This is a genomic window from Deltaproteobacteria bacterium (assembly GCA_011375175.1).
In the GTDB taxonomy this organism is placed as follows: domain Bacteria; phylum Desulfobacterota; class GWC2-55-46; order GWC2-55-46; family DRME01; genus DRME01.
This window is the reverse complement of the sequence record DRME01000010.1, coordinates 1-16,969: the sequence shown is the minus strand read 5'-3', so window position 1 is coordinate 16,969 and position 16,969 is coordinate 1. Positions and strand designations below refer to the sequence as shown.

Genomic DNA, 16,969 nt, shown 5'->3' with positions numbered 1-16,969 from the left:
GTTTCGGGGGTAATCTCCCATCTGTTAATTCGCAGGTGTTTATATCAATAATAGCTTTATGAGCCTGATAATACGCATGGAAATGTGGAGGACTATGCTCGTCGGGTGCACAATACATTCTAATTATGATGCCATAAAACATTGAAATGGTCGGCATTAGTACTTTCTTGTATCCTTTCTTTGCACATAACTTGTTATTCTACCCAATTTCCATTACTCCTGCCGCAATATACGGTTAACCTGTCAATTATTTTATTCACCCGTACAAGTCCCTGTCAAGCAGAATCAAAGGAATGTCTTGACTCGTATCGCTGAATCGATTAACCTAAGGACGCTCCGATTTATTGCGCCGGGGGAAACGTGGGGCTGTGACCCTTACAAAAAGCTTCCCCCAGGTTTCTACTGCGGCGGGTTGGGCGGGTCGTCCACGCCGCCGTAGTCCACCACGCCCTTCCAGCTTATCCAGTCGATGAGGCCGTTGAAGAGGTTGTTGCTGCGGTTGTTGATGTTTGCGCCGATGACGAAGTCGCCGTCGGCCGTTGCTATCTGGTCGCCTTCCCAGAGTTGCCGGTCCGCCGGGTTCTGCGACTGGGCGGAGTCGGTGCAGTTCTTGTAGCCGGACCAGTTCTCGCCCGAGCCGAGTCCGTCGGTGCCCTCGTCGTCTATCCAGATGTCGCCCGGTATGCCTCCGGTCTTCGACGAGTTCCATACGACCTTCACCCTGTACCAGTGGTCGTTTGTCACGGGACAGGTGTTGTAGTCCGATTTCACGGGCTTCCATGCCTTGCCGCCGTGGGCGTCGACCGGTTTGAGCCAGAAGGCGATGACGGCCACGTTGTCGGGCGGCTGGAAGACGGGCTGCCACGGCGCGCCCGTAACGTTGCGCCACACCGAGACCTGGTAGTTGGCGCCCCCGGCGCGGTCGAAGATGCGCCGTATGTAGTTGTTGGCGCCCGCCGGTATGCCCGTCGGTTTTATGCGGGCCTCGATGGTCATCTCCGTCGCGCTCTGCAGGCACGAGTCGTCGTTGAGGAACTCTATGTAGTTGAGGCTTGAGCCGTCGCCGTGGAAGTAGCCGTCGCCGGGGATGGTGGAGAAGGGGTTGTTCACAACGCCGTCGAGCCTGCCGGTATTGTCGGTCACGTTGGTGCTTCCGGCCGTCCAGTTCATGTCGAAGCGCACCTCGAGGGACTTGGGTTTGGGGCATCCCGTGGGCGTGTAGATTATGGCTCCTCCGCCGCCGGTGTTATTGTCTATGCGGTGGAGCACGGTGTTTAGGTGGCACGACGCCGTGGCGCAGCCCTTGAGCCCTCCGCCGCCGCAGCCGTCGTAGGTCATGGCGCCGCCGTAGTAGTAGTGGCAGGCGTTGCAGAGGACGTTGTGTATGGTGGAGCCCTCGTAGGCGTTGATCCGCTTTCTCAGCAGGCCGTTCTCGGGCGAGCCGTGGGGCTCGTGGCAGTCCGTGCATGCGAGGACGTAGTTTATGCCCGCTATCCTGTCGGCCATCTCGTAGGGCGGGCGGCTGAAGACGGCGTAGCCCCGGCCCCGCGGCTCGCCGTAGAAGGGGCTGGTAGGGTCGGTCGTCAGGTCGCCGCAGGCGTTTCCCGGCGGGTTGCAACACAAAAAGGGCGACTGGTTGGCGGCGTCGAAGCCGTGGGGCTCGCTGCCCGTGGCGGTGACGCAGGCGTAGGGCCACATGCCGTCGCACTGCGTGGGGTTGACGCCCGGAGGGAAGCCGGCGCCCCAGTATATGGGCATGATGCTTCCGAGCTTGTGCTGGTGGCAGTCCAGGCAGAAGGTTATGTAGTCGGGCAGCGAGTCGCCGTCGGGCTGGTACTGGCCGTCAGCCGTGCCGCCGAAGGGCGGCTGGTACTTGGGCGCCTGGTCCCAGGGCGGAGAGCCGCCGTAGGGTATGCCCCGCAGGACGTTGAACTCCCATCCGCCGGTGCCCATGCCGATGAATCTGTTCATCAGCGCGTTTATCTTCTCCTCCGGGTCGTCTCCCCAGAGCTCCCCGGGCTGATAGCTGAGCCCCCAGGAGGGCGGCGGCCAGTCGTAGGCCCCCACGTTGTCGAGGTAGGCGCCGTGCGTAACGCCCGGCAGCACGACAGGCGTCGGCGAGGGCCACGCCGGTGAAGCGTCGTCCCACCTGCCGCTTGCCAGGTGCGGGTTGTGGCACGTGGTGCACTCCACCTTGTTGTGCACGTCCAGGGGCTTTGAGGCGTCGGCGTGGTAGTAGGAGGTCTTGCCGGCCTGCTCGCTGTCCTTCACCGGATGGTGGTAGGTCTGCTGGAAGGACTCTTTTATGGACGTGGCGCCGCTCGTGTAGTAGGGCAGCCCCCACTTCTGGTAAGGGTTGTACATGGAGAGGTCCTTGTTCTGCACGGGCGAGCCGTCGTGGCAGGTGTAGCAGAGGTCCTCGGCGTCGTCGGGGTCGCGGCCGCTCACGTTGGGCCAGCCCGTTATGGGCGAGGTAGACGGGTCCCTGTTGTTTATGTCGGTGAGTTCTACGAGCTGCTTGGGGTACGGTGTGCCGGCCGGCACGCTTCCCACGGCCGGATCATCGGAGCTGTAGGGATAGCCGTGGGGGGTATGGCAGTTGACGCAGGCCCCGGCCTCGGAGGCGCTCTTGGCCGGGTACGTCGATCCGTACTGGCCGCCGGGCCACTGGATGTTGCGGCTGTAGTGGGCCGAGTCGTAGTACTTGGTGACGCCCCTGAAGCTGAAGTCGTAGGGCGTGTCGAAGGTCACGCCGTTTGCGTCGGGGTCCTGTTCGCTGTGGCAGGTGCCGCAGAACTCGACCCGCGAGGACTTGGTGTTATAGTTGTTGAAGAGGAGGTAGTTGCCCGGTCCCGGCGGGGAACTCGGCTCCGGTTCGAGCCCCCCTCCCACCGATGCGTGGGGTTCGTGGCAGTGGTTGCATTCGCCCCTCTTGTAGTAGATGTTGTAGAATGCGTCGACCTGTCCCCTGGAGACACCGGTGACGTTGTCGGTGGAGGGGTAGTAGGCGCGGTCGGGGTAGGTGGTGTCCGCGCCTCCGTGCTCCGTGCCGGCGAAGGTGCCGCCGGTGGTGTGGCCGAGCCTGACCGCTACGGCGAGGCCGACCACGGCGGCGGCGAGCGCCATGCCGAGCGCCTGCCATCTCCGACCATTCACCTTGCTCCTCCGATGTAGTTCCTGTTGTCCCTGAAGACGTAGCCCTCTTCCCACCACCGGATGAGCTCCACGAGCGACTCTATCTGGCCGGTGTCGAGCGGGCCTCCCGCCTCCTTTGCGAAGGCCGGCATGGAAGTGCCGGACACACCGTCGGCGATGACGGTCCTTATGTACGAATCGTCATGGTTCTCTACGAAGTCGAGGTCGTTTATCCTCGCCGCCGCCGGTCCGCCAAGGCCGTAGTGGCCGTGGCAGAGGGCGCATACGGCCTCGAAGAGCGGCTCGCCTTCTTTGCCCGAGGCCGGCTCGGCGTGACAGGCGGCGCACTTGCCGGTGAAGATGGCGGACCTGTCGGGAGCCTCGCCGTGCTCCGTTATGGCCACCTCTCCGGTCACCACCACCTCGACGACCGGCTCCTCGGGATCGTCGGTCCTGACGGTCACCGTCTTGCGGTAGCCGCCGGCCTTGCCTCGGGGGTCGATGGTGACGGTCACTTCGACCTCCTCGCCCGGGGCTATCGTCTTCGTCTCCGGTTCGGCGACGGTGCACCCGCACGAGGGTTTGAGCTCGATTATGTTCAGCCGCGCCGAGCCGGTGTTGCCTATGGTGAAGCTGCCCGTGGGCTTGACCCCAGGCTGGGACCGGCCGAGTTCGACGGTGCGCTGCGGGATGTGGACCCGCGGTACGGCGTCGGTCCCTTCCGTGGCGGCCTGCGAGCGCCCGAGGGACAGGAGCGCGACGGTGAAGAGCAGGGCGCTTCCAAGCAACCTCATCGCGCCATCGCCGGCTGTCTCATCCCGCCGGATGGGACCTCTTTACGAGCTCGTCGTAGCCTTCCTCGGCCAGGAGCGGGATGAGCTTCTCTATCTCGTCGTTGATGCGCATCACTTCTTCGTCTATTGTCCCGAGAGCTATGGCCCTGCGGGCGTAACGCTCGGCCCAGAGTATGCGGCCCTGGCGGTAGACGAGCTTTGCAAGTCCGGCCCAGGGCCTCGGGTCGTCGGCGTGGACCTGCGTCATGGCTCTGTAGAGTTCTCCGGCGCTGAAGAAGCGGCGCTCCGCGATGTAGAGCGAGGCGAGCTCGAGGCCCTCGGCCAGGGGAGGGGCTTTGAGGTCCACTGCCTTTTCGAGCTCGCGCATCCTGCCTGTGAGCGCCTTGCGCCTCTCCGCCCGCCTGACGATGTCCATGAGCGTCGTCTTCATCATGTCGCCCTCCGGGAGCATGGCGGCGGCCCTCTTCCACAGGGCTATGGCGCCGTCGAAGTCCTCGCGGTTGTAATAGACGAGGCCGAGCCTGTAGAGGCTGCGGAAGTCGCCGCCCCCGCGCCCGGATGCGCTGCGCAACTCCGATGGCCCGGCGAGCCCCCCGTCGCTTACCGTCGCCTCTCTCTCACCGGCAGGGAGACTGCTGTGGAGGGAGAAGTATACCACAGCGGTGCAGAGCGCCCCTGCCAGGAGAGCCGCGGCCGTGTACACCGGCAGCCACCTGCCATGCTGCATCTTCGCGTAACCGTCCTCCTCTCCCCTTGCCGCTATGCGCTCGTAATTTCGACCGTCGGCCCGTCCGCCTGGGGGAAACTTTTGTGGCGGGGGTTCGGGCCGCGCCGGGCGGGATCTTTTTACGCCTTTGCGGCCCGAATCCCCGGTACAGCCCCCCGAGGCCGCCGACGCGGGCAGTGCGCCCCTTCAAAGACTTTCAATCCCCTGCGGTTCCCCCCGATTCTGCTTGCAGAACGGGGGGAACCGCAGGGCGTTGAAGTCTTTGGAGGGAGTCTGAGGGAACCGTGGACCTGTGGCCCCTCTTATAGATAAGTTTCCCCCCGGTACAATAAATCGGAGTTTCCATAAGTATATAGTATCTGTGGGAGAAGAAGGCCGTCAATTGAATTTGTGTTCAAAGTGGCTGAGGTGGTGTGAAGGATCGTTCACCGAAGGGCGGGGGGACTTTGCAGGTGGGGAAAAAATCTGTTTTTTCGTCGTCAGCCCGGGGCAGTCTCCGCGGCTTGCGACAACTCGTTTCGAGTCTGCTACGGACCTGCGCTCTCGATGTGTTTTTCGAGTATTTCGAGGCAGTTTATGAGCCGTTCGCCCTTGGCGGTCAGGAAGTAGTGCCGGTCCGTCTCGCTCTGGCAGACGAGGTCGAGTTCCTTCAGGATCCTAATGTGGAATATGGTCTTGGTGTGGTCGCCGATGTCGAGCCGCCTGCTCATCTCCATGAGTCTCAGGGGGCCGCCGCGGTGGAGGAGCTTGATTATGGTGCGGCGTATGGGGTTGGCCATGGCCGAGAGCGTCTTGTCGAGGTCGAGGCGCTCCACACCCTTCTCGAAGGCCGCCTCTTCGATGGCCTGCCTTATGAGAACGAGCAGCTGCTCTATCTTGAAGGGTTTGGAGACGACCTGGCTCACCCCCCTCTTGACGGCGTCCACCGCCGCCTCGACTGTGGCGAAGGCCGTGACCATTATCACCTTGGAGCGCGGCGCCGCCTTCCTGAGCTCCATGAGGGTCTCCACGCCGTCCATGCCTGGCATCATCTTGTCGAGCAGCACCACGTCGTAGTCCCTCGATCCGGCCATCTCCACGGCCTCGGCGCCGGTGGCCGCCTCATCGGCCGCGTAGCCGGCCTGCGCCAGTATCTCCGAGAGGTTGGCCCTCAGCTCCTCGTCGTCGTCCACTATGAGTATCTTCTTCATGGCTACACCTCCTGCTCTGTTTCATGTACGGGAAGGCGCACGACCGCCGTGGTCCCGCTGCCTGGCCCGCTCTCGATGGCTATGGAGCCGCCGTGCTCGGCGACTATGCCGTACGAGATGGCGAGACCGAAGCCGAGACCCTCTCCCGCCTCCTTGGTGGTGAAGAAGGGCTCGAAGACCCTTGGAAGGTCGTCGTCGCCTATGCCCACGCCGCTGTCTCGTATCTCCACGACGACGAAGGCGCCGTCGCGTCTTGTGGTGACGTCTATCTCGCCGCCATCGGGCATGGCCTCGATGGAGTTTTTGAGGAGGTTTACGAAGACCTGCTCAAGCCTCTCGGGAGAACCCTTGACCGGGGGGAGGAGCGCAAGTCTCCTCTTCACCTCGACGCCCTCCATCTGGTAGTCGACGGCCATGAGGGCGTCCTCGACGACCTTGTTGATATCGATCTTCACGGTCTCGCGGCGCTGGCTGCGCGAGAAGTCGAGCAGCTCGCTTGCTATGTGGGCCGCCCTGTCCACGTTCTTCTCCACGCCTTCGAGCTTTCGCATCACATCGCGGGAGCCTCCGGCGGCCGAGAGCATATCCTTGAGCATCTGCACGTTGAGCGAGGCGTTGGCGAGGGGGTTGTTTATTTCGTGGGCCACGCCGGCGGCCAGCCTTCCCACGGCGGCCAGCCTGTTGGCCCGCAGCTTTTCCTCCTCGAGCGTCTTGCGCTCCGTTATGTCGACGGCTATCTCGAGGCGCACCATGCGCCCGTCCATCCACTTTATGGCGCGGTCGTAGACGGCGTACCAGCGGCCGTCCGTCGAGCTTCGGTACTCCCACTTGTGCACGCCCCTGGGAGTGCCGTCGGGGGCGAGGATCCGTTCGTTTGAGCAGTGGCTGCACGGGCCGTTATGCTCCTCGTGGAATGTCCGCCAGCAGAGTCTGCCCACCACTTCGCCGTAGATGTCGCGTATGTACCTGTTGGCGAAGAGTATCCTGTGGGTCTCGATGTCGGAGACGTAGACGGCGGCTTCGAGGCCGTCCAGTATGGTAAGCAGCCTCTCGTGCGACTCCTTGAGGTCCCTTGTCCTCGAGTCCACCTCCCTTTCGAGCAGACGCCGCTGGTTCGACGACAGGTGGAGCAGGTATGACGAGCCGGCCAGCACGACCGTGAGTATCACGCCGAGCAGCATCATCTGGTCGGCGTAGTAGCCGCCCAGCAGTGCCTTGACCTCCTCTGTGGGCGTGGACGACACGATGCTCCACCATCCCTTCCCGATGCGCACCGTCGTGTAGGCGAAGAGATAGGGCTCCGTATCGTCGGTGAAGATGCGGTCCCTGTCGTCGTAGCTCCAGAATATGTACTCGCCCATGCCGCTCCCGTCGCGGCTCATGGCGGATGCAAGGGGAGCGGAGCCGCCGGTCCCCTCGCGCACGCCCGCGAGCTTGTGGCCCGTCATGGCGGGGTCGGGAGACCAGAGGATGGTGAGCTCGTCGTCGACGAGCATGACGAAACCCCGGTCCGACAGCCTGAGCGGGGCGATGAACCTGCGCACCAGCGTATCGACCTTGAGCGTGCAGACGATCACGCCGCCGAAGCGCCTTTCCCGTTCACCGCCCTCTCCATCCGTTCTCACCACGGGGACCGCGAAGATGACCCCCTTCTTGCCCACGTCCGCGCCCTTGAACTCGATGAGCTCGTTTATCACCAGGCCGGCCTCCGGCCTTTGGCGGGCCGTCCTGAAGTAGCGGCGGTAGGAGAAGTCGCGGCCCTCTATGGCGGGCGCCTTGACGTTGTAGCGCAGGATCCCGTCGGCGTCCAGGACCCCCATGTCGTTCACCCCCAGGTAGCTGAGTCTTTCGAACCTGCGCTGCAGATCGGCCCTTGCCCGCTCTTCGTCGAGGTTGCCGGCCGGGTCCTCGGCCGCCGTCATCTTCAGATGCCAGGCGATCTCGTCGAAGAAGACCCTGATGGCGTTCGCCGTGTTCTCCACCAGGACGGACTGCCTGCGGCTGAACTCCTGGAAGGCCGCCTCCTTGGTGGTCGTGAAGGACCTGTTCCACAGGACGAGCATGATGGCCACGACCATGAGCGTCATGACGGAGATGGTCCACTGTCTCTTGCCGATGTGCGTTTCCAATGGCGCTGGCCCCGAGACTACGGCAAAATCCTTTGGAGAGGCTCTGACGTTGCGCTATAAAGTTTCCCCAGGACTGCCCGCGCCGGCCGCTTCGGGGGCTTGTACCGGGGGTTCGGCCCGCGCCAGGCGGGGTTGTTACGCCTTTGCGGGCCGAAGCCCCGGTACGGCCGAAGATCCGAAGAACATACGATGGGGCAGGGGGGAAACGTGGGCCTATGGCCCTTCTACAGAAAGTTTCCGCCGGAGCGATTAATCAGAGCTTCCTTGTAGCATTATAGCCCCGGGGCTCGAATTTGTAAACGGACCCCGGTCCTGGGGGGGAAGCGGGGAGGAAGGGGGGCGCAAGGGCGGGGCTCTTCAGACCTTTGTGCCCGGGCTTCGATGGACGGGACCGCTGTCGAAGACGACGACGCCGTTTTGTCCGCCGAAACCTGCCGACAGGCTCATGGCCGTCCGTACGGCCCTGTCTCTGGCCCCTCGGGCCACGTAGTCGAGGTCGCACTCCGGGTCGGGCCGGTCGAGGTTTATGGTGGGAGGGAGTACGCCGTCTTTCATGGCGAGGAGGCAGATTGCGGCCTCCATGGCGCCGGCGCCGCCGAAGCTGTGCCCCACGGCGCCCTTCACCGAGCTTACCGGTATGTCGTATGCCGCGGGGCCGAAGACCCTCTTTATGGCCCTGGTCTCCATGGCGTCGTTGTAGGGGGTGCCCGTGCCGTGGGCGTTTATGTAGTCGACCCGCCGCACCCCCGCCTCGGCCAGCGCGGCCTCCATGGCCCGCGCAAGGCCCCGTCCCTCGCGGTCGGGGGCGGTCATGTGGTTTGCGTCGCTCCGGGAGGCGTAGCCGCGGACCCGTCCGTACACCGGCGCGCCGCGCTCCCCGGCGCGCCGGCCGTCCTGGAGGACCAGGAAGGCCGCGCCCTCGCCGAGCACGAGTCCGTCGCGGCCGGCCGCAAAGGGCCTGGCCACGCCGGTGGGCGAGAGGGCGCCGAGGGCGCTGAAGCCGCTCAGGGCGAACTCGCAGAGCGCGTCGGCCCCGCCGGCCACTGCCGTCTCGACGGCTCCGTCGGCCACGAGCCGATAGGCGAGTCCCAGGGCGTCGGTCCCGGAGGCGCAGGCCGTGGAGACGGTGGTCACCGGCCCGCCGATGCCGAAGTCCGCGGCGAGCCTCTTTGCGCCGCTGTGGAGGCTATAGCCGGGCGGCGGCTCCCTTCTCCCCTCGCGCCAGACCCGCTCGCCGTGGAGTACGCCGCCGAGGACCGTGCCCACCACGAGGGCCGCCCCTGCAAGCTCCCCCTTCTCGCCCCATAGCCCGGCGTCCCGCAGGGCAAGGTCCAGGGCCCTCTCCATCATTGCAAACCAGCGGTCCGCTCCGGCGCCCTCGAGCCCTTCCACCTGCGCGGCCGCCACGGCGCCGTAGGGCGAGGCGTCGAAGAGGGTGACGGGCGCCACGGCGCTGCGCCCCTCGATGAGAGAGCGCCAGAAGAGCCCGGTCCCCCGCCCGCTCTCAAGGGGGGTGACAACCCCCACTCCCGTGACGGCCGCCTCGCCCACGGCCCTACCGCCTCACCATGACCCAGAGCGATGAGCCCAGCCTGTTGTCGTCGCCGAAGAGCGAGCGCTTTCTCTCAAAGCCGATCTCGTCGAAGAGCCGCAGCGTCAGGCCGGCGTCGTGGAAACCCTGCCAGCCGCGGCAGACGCTCTCGGCGAAGTCGTGGACCAGCACCTGGCGGCGTATCCAGCGGTTGCTCACCACCTGTCGCTCGTCGTCGGGATATACCCACGTGGCCGCCCCGAGCACGCCGCCGGGTTTGAGGACGCGCCGTATCTCGCCGTAGACGCTGCGGCGCAGTTGCGCGGGTATGTAGGGGTCCGAGAAGGTGAAGTGGACGGCGTCGAAGGCGGCGTCGCCGAAGGGCAGCGGCTCGCCGAAGCCCTTCCATCCCTCGGCCCAGCTCAGCCTGCCGTCGATCTCTATGCCCCTGCGCCTGGCCGCCTCCTCCACCCTGGCCTCGGCGGCGGGCCGGTAGGTGTCGCTGAAGTCTACGGCCGTGATCGACGCGTCCCTGAAGTCGCTCATCAGGTCCACGATGCCGTGGCCGAGGCCGAAACAGAGGTCGAGAACCCTCGTCGAAGGCGCGTCGTCGACGGCCATGAGCCGCAGCATCACGGCCCGAAGGGTCCCGAACTCGAAGTTTCCGAGAAATCCTTCCCACAGGGCGAGACACTCGTCGGTGAAGTCGAAGGGGTGCGGGCCGCCGCGAAGAAAGCGCGGGGCCTCGTCGAGGCAGGCGTCGAAGAAATCGATCTCCCCGGCGAACCAGCGCCTCAGCGTCTCCCTCTCTTCGCCGCTCAGCGGCTCTTCCCCCGCCGTGGCGCCGCTCTTCCCCGCGTATCGGTACGTCCCCTCCGGCCCCCTCTCAACGACGCCGCACTCAACGAGAAAGTCGAGAAGGGTGGCGGCCATGCGCCGCCTCACCGGCGTATCGAGCCTGTAGCCAGGTCCGGCGGCGAGGCCCTCGAACCAGCGGCGGAGGTCGAAGAGGCCCAGGCGGGCGGCGACGTCGGTGACGCCCTCGTCGCCGCAGAAGCCCATGAGCCGCTCGCTCAGGGCCCTGGCGACAAGGAATTGCCGCAACAGCCCCAGTCCCATATCCTTGACGACCGATTCCATCTTCTCTGCTTTACCGGATTGATTGCGCTGGGGGAAACTTTCTGTAGAAGGGCCGTAGGCCCACGTTTCCCCCAGGCCCCCTTCAAAGACTTTTAATACGACTTGGTTTCTCCCTGTTTTGCTTGGCAAAACAGGGAGAAACCAAGTCGCGTTAAAAGTTTTTGGAGGGGGTTTGAGGGAACCGTGGGTCCATGACCCTTTTACAAGCCTGCAAGCCCCTCCATACTTATTCGTATATGCGTGGCGGCGAGCCTCACGGCGGCGGCTTCGCCGCGAAGCCCCGTGGCCGTTACGAGCACCTCCCTTGCCGCCGCCGCGGCGGTGAAGTCGGCCCAGCTCCACTCCGTAGAGACGTCCTGCGGCGCGGCGCCCGAAGGCGCCCCTTCCCCCTCTTCGAGGAAGAAGGTGGCGGCGACGAGCGAGGTGAGAGCCGAGGCGCAGAAGGCCTCGCCGGTGAGCGCCTTCAGGCCCCTTACGGCCGTGCCTTCGGGCAGGAGCGCGCCCATGACCCGCCCCTCGACGGCGTCGGCGGGTCCGCCGTTTGCGCCGGAGACGAGCAGGTCCGCCGTTGCGGCCGTCCCGGCCGACCCGGCCGCCGGGGCGCAGATGCGGCCGAGCGCCTCCTCGAGCGAAGGTCCGCCGTCGCCGGCCGCCGAGGCGACGGCGGCCAGGGGGGCGGCGCCGCGCCGCGCCGCCGCCTCCATCCTCTCCACTACCACGGCCGCCGCGCCCTCGCCCGGAAGAAAACCCTTTCGAGCCGGTCCGAAGGGAGCGGCCTCCGGGCTTATGAGGCCCATCCTGAAGTAGGCCTCCACGACCCGCTCGTTGAGCTCCTCGGTGGCGGCCGCTATGCAGCGTTCCACCCGTCCCGAGGCCACGAGACGGACGGCGAGCTCCACGGCCTGGAGCCCCGCCGGAGCCGCGCCCACTATGGTGTGGACCGGTCCCCTCACGGCGAAGGCCATGGCCGTGTTGCCGGCCGGGGCGTTGAGCACCGAATCGGAGAAGAGGGCCGGGCTCGCGGCAAGGGGGCCCTCGATGACGAGGTCGCGGTGGAAGAGGCAGGTGAAGCCCACGGCCCCGTGGGTCACGGCCGTCACGAGCCCCGTCCCCGTCCCGGCGGCCTCGCCGGCAATGCCCGCCTCGCCGAGCGCCTCGGCCACGGCCGCCGCCACGTACTGCGTGGCCGGCGCGGCCCGGCGCAGCCGCCGGTCGTCCACGTGGTCGAGGAGATCGAAGGATTTTATCTCTCCCGCCTCGCAGGGCGCGTCGAAGGCCTCGACCTCTCCGAGCGCGCGGCGGCCCTCTCTGAGCAGACCGCGCAGCCCGTCCTTTCCCGCGCCCGCGGGACTCACCACGCCGCGGCCCGTTATGACGATGCCGCCCCCCTTCATCGCCGGACCCCTGCGAGCGCGAGCGAGGCGTTGGTGCCGCCGAAGCCGAAGGAGTTGGAGAGGGCGGTCCTCAGCTCTACGCCTTCCTCCGGGCCGTGGACGATGCGGAGCGGGCACTGCGGGTCGGGCTCGTCGCAGTTTATGTTGGGCGGAAGGAAGCCCCCGCTTATGGCCATGAGGCAGACGGCGGCCTCGACGGCCCCGGCGGCCCCGAGGGTGTGTCCCACCATGGGCTTTACGGAGCTTACGGGCACGTCCCGTCCGCCGAAGACGGCCCTCACGGCCCGGGCCTCCATGAGGTCGTTCAGCGGCGTGGCCGTGCCGTGGGCGTTTATGTAGTCGATCTCTTCGGGAGAGAGCCCGGCGTCGTCGAGGGCGCGTCTCATGGCCGAGGCTGCTCCCCGGCCCTCGGGGTCGGGTCTTGTCATGTGGAATGCGTCGGAGGCGGAGCCGTAGCCCAGGACCTCGCCGAGCACCGCCGCGCCGCGCGCAACGGCGCTCTCCATCTCCTCGAGGATGAGCACGGCCGCGCCCTCGCCGAGCACGAGCCCGTCGCGCCTTGCGTCGAAGGGACGGCAGAGGGTGGGCGAGACGGCCTGGAGGGCGTTGAAGCCGGCGAAGGTGAACTCGCTCATCGTGTCGTAGCCGCCGGCGACGGCGACCCTCGTCTCGCCGGCGCGGACCATGTGGAAGGCCGTGCCTATGGCCGTGGCGCCCGAGGCGCAGGCGTCGCTGAGGGTGAGGGAAGGCCCCCTTATGGAGTACTCGAGCTTCAGGTTCGCCGCCTGGCTGTGGGCCAGGTAGTCGGTGAGAAGAGACACCCTGGCCCGGTCGAAGCCGCGCCGCAGTCCGTCGGCATGGTAGCGCTCGCCGGAGAGCATGCCGCCAAGGGTGGTGCCGAGCACCACGGCGGCCGGTTCGTCGAAGCGGTCCATGGAGGCCATGGCCATGGCCTCGTCGAAGGCCGTGAGAAGGAGCTTCGACGCCCTGTCAAGGCGCGAGGCGCGAAGCCTGAGCGGCTTGTACGCGAAGACGAAATCCCGCGCCTCGGCGCAGCGGGAGGCCCTGTAGCCCGAGCCGTCGAAGGCCCGGACCTCGGCCGTCGAGTCGCGTCCGGCCTTGAAGGCCTCCATGTTCCGCCGCCAGCCCGCGCCGTGGGCCGTCACCATGCCCACGCCCGTCACGGCAACGCGCCTTGCGCTCATGCGCCCTCCGTCGTGCGCGGCGCCTTGCCGGCTCCGGCCTCGAGGGGAGCTTCCCGCGCGCGCCCATGGATCGCCTTCCGGCGGCGGCCGGCGAGGGCCGAAAGCCTGCCGCCCCAGTCGTAGAGGACCGCGAAACCGGCGGCGACGGCGGCCGCTATGAGGGCCAGGCCCCAGGGCCCCGCCAGGTAGACGAGCCGGAAGAGGAGGCCGACGACGGCGACGTATGCGAGCGCCGTCGAGAGCAGCGAGCGTATGTAGTAGCCCTCCCGCCTCACAGGCCGAGCACCTCCCTGATGGGGGCGAAACGGAAGTGGCGGAGCAGCCCTTCGAGCTTGGGCCGCGTGGAGGCCGTGTTGAAGTAGTGCATGAAGCGTCTCGTCAGCGGAAGCTCGATCCTCGGCTGTTCCCGGTCGAACTCCCACGGGTGTATGTAGACGAGCCCCGGCTGCCCCGCGGCGTTGGTCGAGCGCAGTGCCTCGGCTATGAGCCAGTATGGAAAGAGCCTCATGGGCAGCCCGCCGGTGAAGGGGAGCCGCTCCCAGAAACACTTCATCGTCGTAAGGGGGAACTCGATGATCTCGCCGCTCGGGGTGCGGACCCGATGGGGCAGATGGGGCAGCCCCCGCTCGCCCATGCGCGTTAGCGGGACGGTGCTCGAGTCGTAGCTGAGGCCGGCGGCGGCCATTATCTCGAAGGCCCAGTACGTGCCGCTCGTCACCGACCACTCCGGCGCCCTGAAGCCGAGCACGGGCTCGCCGGTGACGCTCTCGACGGCCCTTATCGACCTCTCCAGGTCGGCCTCGAACTCGGCGGGCGTCATCTCGAAGACCCGGCGGTGGTAGTAGCCGTGGACGGCCAGCTCGTGGCCCTCCCGGTGGATGCGCTCTATGAGGCGCGGGTTCCTGTCGGCTATGTAGCCGAGGACGAAGAAGGTCGCCTTGGCGCCGGCCTTGTCGAGTATGTCCAGTATCCTGCCGGTGCTCGCCGTAACACGGCTCTCGTAGGCGTCCCACCCTGCGGGGTCGGCCTGGGCGCCGTCGCCGCAGACGTGGTACCAGTCCTCGAGGTCTACCGTTATGGCGTTGACCGTCACGGCTCGGGCCTTTCGAACCAGTCGATCTCCTCGTCCGCTCCCTTCCCGCGCAGGGGCGGCCGCCTCCCGGTCTCCGTCTCCCTGAGCCTGGCCCTCGCCTTGGCGGCGTGGGGCGTCGACTCGAAGCGGGCCGCCTCCTCCCAGTGCCTTCTCGCCTTCTCGCGGTCGTCGTCTATGTGCCAGAGGATGTCGCCGAGACGCAGGTGCGCCAGCGCCTTGAGGGAGGGGCCCGCCTCCTCCGACGTCGCTATGGCCGTGTACGCCTCGTAGGCCCTGTCGCGCAGCGCCCCGCCGCGCCAGTCCGCCCGGCGCGATGCCTCGTAGTTCATCTCCCCCTGCAGGGCCAGGGCGGGCAGGTAGCGGGCGTCGTAGTATAGGGCCTTGACGAGCGTCTTCTGGGCCTTGCGGTAGCTGTCGACGAGACGGTAGACCCTGGCCAGGTGGAAGTACAGCTCCGGCGAGGTGTAATCCTTCTTCAGTCTCACCTGTATCCTGCCGATGAGCCGCTTTATGTCGATCTTCTCGGGCCTGCGTCCCCGGGCCTTGGCCTCTTCGAGCTCCCTTATGCGCCTGTCGATCTCCCTGTAGTGGAGGGCCGCGGGCACGGGCTCAGGCCGGGACTCGCGCGCCGGCGGCTGGTAGGCCGCGGGTCTTTCGACCTCGACCTTCGTCTCCTCCTTTACGCTCCTCACCATGTCGCCGTACTCGATCCGCCGCCCCTCCTCTTCCGAGACTATGCGGGCCGTGGCTATCTTCTCCTTGACGCCGGTGACCTCCACCTCGCCGACGCGGATCTGCGAGATGTCGAGGACCTCGCCCGTCTTGGGGTGCTTTATGACCTCACCCTCCTTGAAGACCACGAAACGCATCCCCTCTCTCACGCCCGCCATCTTTCCAAGGTCTATGGAGACGTAGTCGCCCGTGCGGGCCACGACGTAGCCCTCCAGCGGGAAGTCCTTTATGATCTTCTCGGCCATGAGTTCTATGAGGTGTTCAAGCCTCGTCGTCGTCTCGCTCTTGACCTTCTCGGCCGCTATGATGGAGCCGCTCTCAACGTCGATGAGGCGGGCGTTGACCTCCGTGTAGGCCGGAAGCTTCATGACCGTGCCCGAGATGACCACCCTCGCGCCGAGCACGCGGCCGAGCTTGCTCGCGCTCTCGGAGTCGATGACACCGGTCAGCCCGAGTTCCTGTTCGCTCAGCACCTTTTCGAGGAGCCTTCGCTCTATGACGTCGAAGCGGCCCGCCTTGACGAGTTCGGTGATGAGCCATTCGGCCACGATCTTGCCCATGTCGGGCGTGGAGAACCCCTCGCCCTGGAGCTGAAAGTCGATGACGGCGATCTTGGTCTTCCTGAACTCGGCGCCCCGCGCGCCTGCGGCGAGAACGACGAGCGCCGCCGCGGCGGCCACTGCCTGCAACACTCTCTTTCTTATCATACCAACCCCCGCTCCCGGGCAGAGCCCCCGCCCGTGCGCCGGCCGGGGGCTCTGCCTGAATTTGCCCGTATATGACGGATCTCGGCTCCTTGATTTACCTGAATACGACGGACCTCAGCTCCTTCGAGTAGAGCAGCGCAACGGCCGAGCAGGCCCGGCCCAAGAGCGGCCACGGATCGCTTGCCGAGATTATATCATCTCCGTCGGTCCTTCTGAAAAAATCTTTCAGCACCGAGGGCCACGCCGGATTGGTGAGCAGGTGCATGAGGTCGCCGGGCACGAGCCACCGGCACCGAACCCCGGCGCGGTAGTCCATGACCGGCTCCACGTCGCCGTCCACGGCGAGCCTTGCGAGCATCCACGGCACGTCAACGCCCGAGAGCACGGCGAGCTGGAGCGAGCCCCACAGCCGCGGGTTTATCTCGAGGAGCTTCGGGCGCCCGTCCCGTGCGTCCATCCTGAACTCGACCATGGCCGGCCCCACCCAGCCGAGCCGGTTCATGAGAAAGAGGGCCCTCTCCACGAGCCCCCTGTCGTCTATGCTCTCGCGCAGCGTGCTGGGGCCGCCGCTCACGGGATACTCGCGCAGCCTGCGGTAGGCGAAGGCCGCCCTCGGCTCGGAGTCGAAGTTGTAGACGACGCCCACGCCGCGGGCCCCTCCGGCCACGGTGGGCACGTACTCCTGGACCATGGGCAGGGGATGGCGGGAGTTGACGGTCCGCCAGGCCCGGCGCAGCTCGTCGGCGTTGCGGGCGTAGACGATCCCCCGCGAGCCCGACGAGCGCCGGGGCTTGACCACCACCGGGTAGTCGAGCCTCCCGGCGAGCTCGTCGACGTGGCCGGGGCCTTCGGGCAGGAAGGTGAGGGGAACGTCCACCCCCGCGGAGGCGGCGTACTCCATGAGGGCCGCCTTGTCGTGGACACGCTCCATGAGGGCCGCGCCGGGAAAGGGGAGGCGCACGCACCGCTCCAGCACGCCGCGGTTTCGGACGAGAAGGAGCTGGGTCTCGTACTCGGTCGCTATGACGGCGTCGTGGCCGCCGCGGGCGAGCTCGCCGGAGAGCCACTCCATGAACCCGCCGGGTCTTGCAGACGGAGAGGGGTAGACGACCCTGCGGGCGGCATGGCGGGAAAAGAGCGCCGTCGCAAGGCGCGTGGACTCGCCGGCCGTCACGAAGACGCCCTTTTCGCC

14 protein-coding genes are annotated in these 16,969 nt (G+C 66.5%); all 14 read right to left on the bottom strand.

The window, feature by feature from the left end; translation table 11 throughout:
• Positions 1-157: DUF4160 domain-containing protein (locus tag ENJ37_00705; GenBank protein HHL39004.1), on the bottom strand; the 157-nt coding region annotated here is incomplete at its 3' end.
• Positions 158-399: 242 nt separating this feature from the next.
• Entirely contained in the window at positions 400-3,156 is a 2,757-nt protein-coding gene (locus ENJ37_00700) for a hypothetical protein (protein HHL39003.1), read from the bottom strand.
• Positions 3,153-3,929, bottom strand: coding sequence for a DUF1573 domain-containing protein (locus ENJ37_00695; GenBank protein HHL39002.1), 777 nt, complete (start codon positions 3,927-3,929; stop codon positions 3,153-3,155). Before ENJ37_00695 ends, ENJ37_00700 begins: the two co-directional genes overlap by 4 nt.
• Positions 3,930-3,948: 19 nt before the next feature.
• Positions 3,949-4,656 carry a tetratricopeptide repeat protein gene (locus ENJ37_00690; GenBank protein ID HHL39001.1) on the bottom strand — a complete coding sequence of 236 codons (708 nt, stop codon included), beginning with the start codon at positions 4,654-4,656 and terminating at the stop codon, positions 3,949-3,951.
• Positions 4,657-5,183: 527 nt separating this feature from the next.
• Positions 5,184-5,846: a response regulator gene (locus ENJ37_00685; GenBank protein HHL39000.1), complete on the bottom strand. Its 663-nt coding sequence runs from the start codon at positions 5,844-5,846 to the stop codon at positions 5,184-5,186.
• 2 nt (positions 5,847-5,848) lie between these two features.
• On the bottom strand, positions 5,849-7,975 hold the full coding sequence (locus tag ENJ37_00680) for a PAS domain-containing protein (GenBank protein ID HHL38999.1): 2,127 nt from the start codon (positions 7,973-7,975) through the stop codon (positions 5,849-5,851).
• A 357-nt stretch (positions 7,976-8,332) separates the two neighbouring features.
• Positions 8,333-9,526, bottom strand: coding sequence for a beta-ketoacyl-[acyl-carrier-protein] synthase family protein (locus ENJ37_00675; protein HHL38998.1), 1,194 nt, complete (start codon positions 9,524-9,526; stop codon positions 8,333-8,335).
• A 4-nt stretch (positions 9,527-9,530) separates the two neighbouring features.
• Complete coding sequence (locus ENJ37_00670; protein ID HHL38997.1) at positions 9,531-10,646, bottom strand: class I SAM-dependent methyltransferase; 1,116 nt, start codon at positions 10,644-10,646, stop codon at positions 9,531-9,533.
• A gap of 200 nt (positions 10,647-10,846) precedes the next feature.
• The gene (locus ENJ37_00665) at positions 10,847-12,040 is read right to left on the bottom strand and encodes a hypothetical protein (protein HHL38996.1); all 1,194 of its coding nucleotides are present in this window, start codon (positions 12,038-12,040) and stop codon (positions 10,847-10,849) included.
• A complete protein-coding gene (locus ENJ37_00660) occupies positions 12,037-13,245 on the bottom strand; it encodes a beta-ketoacyl-[acyl-carrier-protein] synthase family protein (GenBank protein HHL38995.1) in 1,209 nt (402 codons plus the stop codon). Before ENJ37_00660 ends, ENJ37_00665 begins: the two co-directional genes overlap by 4 nt.
• Complete coding sequence (locus ENJ37_00655; protein HHL38994.1) at positions 13,242-13,520, bottom strand: hypothetical protein; 279 nt, start codon at positions 13,518-13,520, stop codon at positions 13,242-13,244. The genes ENJ37_00660 and ENJ37_00655 overlap by 4 nt, the downstream gene beginning before the upstream one ends.
• Positions 13,517-14,338, bottom strand: coding sequence for a DUF3473 domain-containing protein (locus ENJ37_00650; GenBank protein ID HHL38993.1), 822 nt, complete (start codon positions 14,336-14,338; stop codon positions 13,517-13,519). The genes ENJ37_00655 and ENJ37_00650 overlap by 4 nt, the downstream gene beginning before the upstream one ends.
• Positions 14,335-15,777 carry a hypothetical protein gene (locus tag ENJ37_00645; protein ID HHL38992.1) on the bottom strand — a complete coding sequence of 481 codons (1,443 nt, stop codon included), beginning with the start codon at positions 15,775-15,777 and terminating at the stop codon, positions 14,335-14,337. The genes ENJ37_00650 and ENJ37_00645 overlap by 4 nt, the downstream gene beginning before the upstream one ends.
• Positions 15,778-15,871: 94 nt before the next feature.
• The coding region (locus ENJ37_00640; protein HHL38991.1) for an ATP-grasp domain-containing protein at positions 15,872-16,969 on the bottom strand (1,098 nt) is incomplete at its 5' end.

Bases quoted from the DNA above. Each gene is read 5' to 3' on its own strand.
- ENJ37_00695 (HHL39002.1), bottom strand. From the start codon at position 3,929: ATGAGGTTGCTTGGAAGCGCCCTGCTCTTCACCGTCGCGCTCCTGTCC.
- ENJ37_00690 (HHL39001.1), bottom strand. From the start codon at position 4,656: ATGCAGCATGGCAGGTGGCTGCCGGTGTACACGGCCGCGGCTCTCCTG.
- ENJ37_00685 (HHL39000.1), bottom strand. From the start codon at position 5,846: ATGAAGAAGATACTCATAGTGGACGACGACGAGGAGCTGAGGGCCAAC.
- ENJ37_00670 (HHL38997.1), bottom strand. From the start codon at position 10,646: ATGGAATCGGTCGTCAAGGATATGGGACTGGGGCTGTTGCGGCAATTC.
- ENJ37_00665 (HHL38996.1), bottom strand. From the start codon at position 12,040: ATGAAGGGGGGCGGCATCGTCATAACGGGCCGCGGCGTGGTGAGTCCC.
- ENJ37_00660 (HHL38995.1), bottom strand. From the start codon at position 13,245: ATGAGCGCAAGGCGCGTTGCCGTGACGGGCGTGGGCATGGTGACGGCC.
- ENJ37_00645 (HHL38992.1), bottom strand. From the start codon at position 15,777: ATGATAAGAAAGAGAGTGTTGCAGGCAGTGGCCGCCGCGGCGGCGCTC.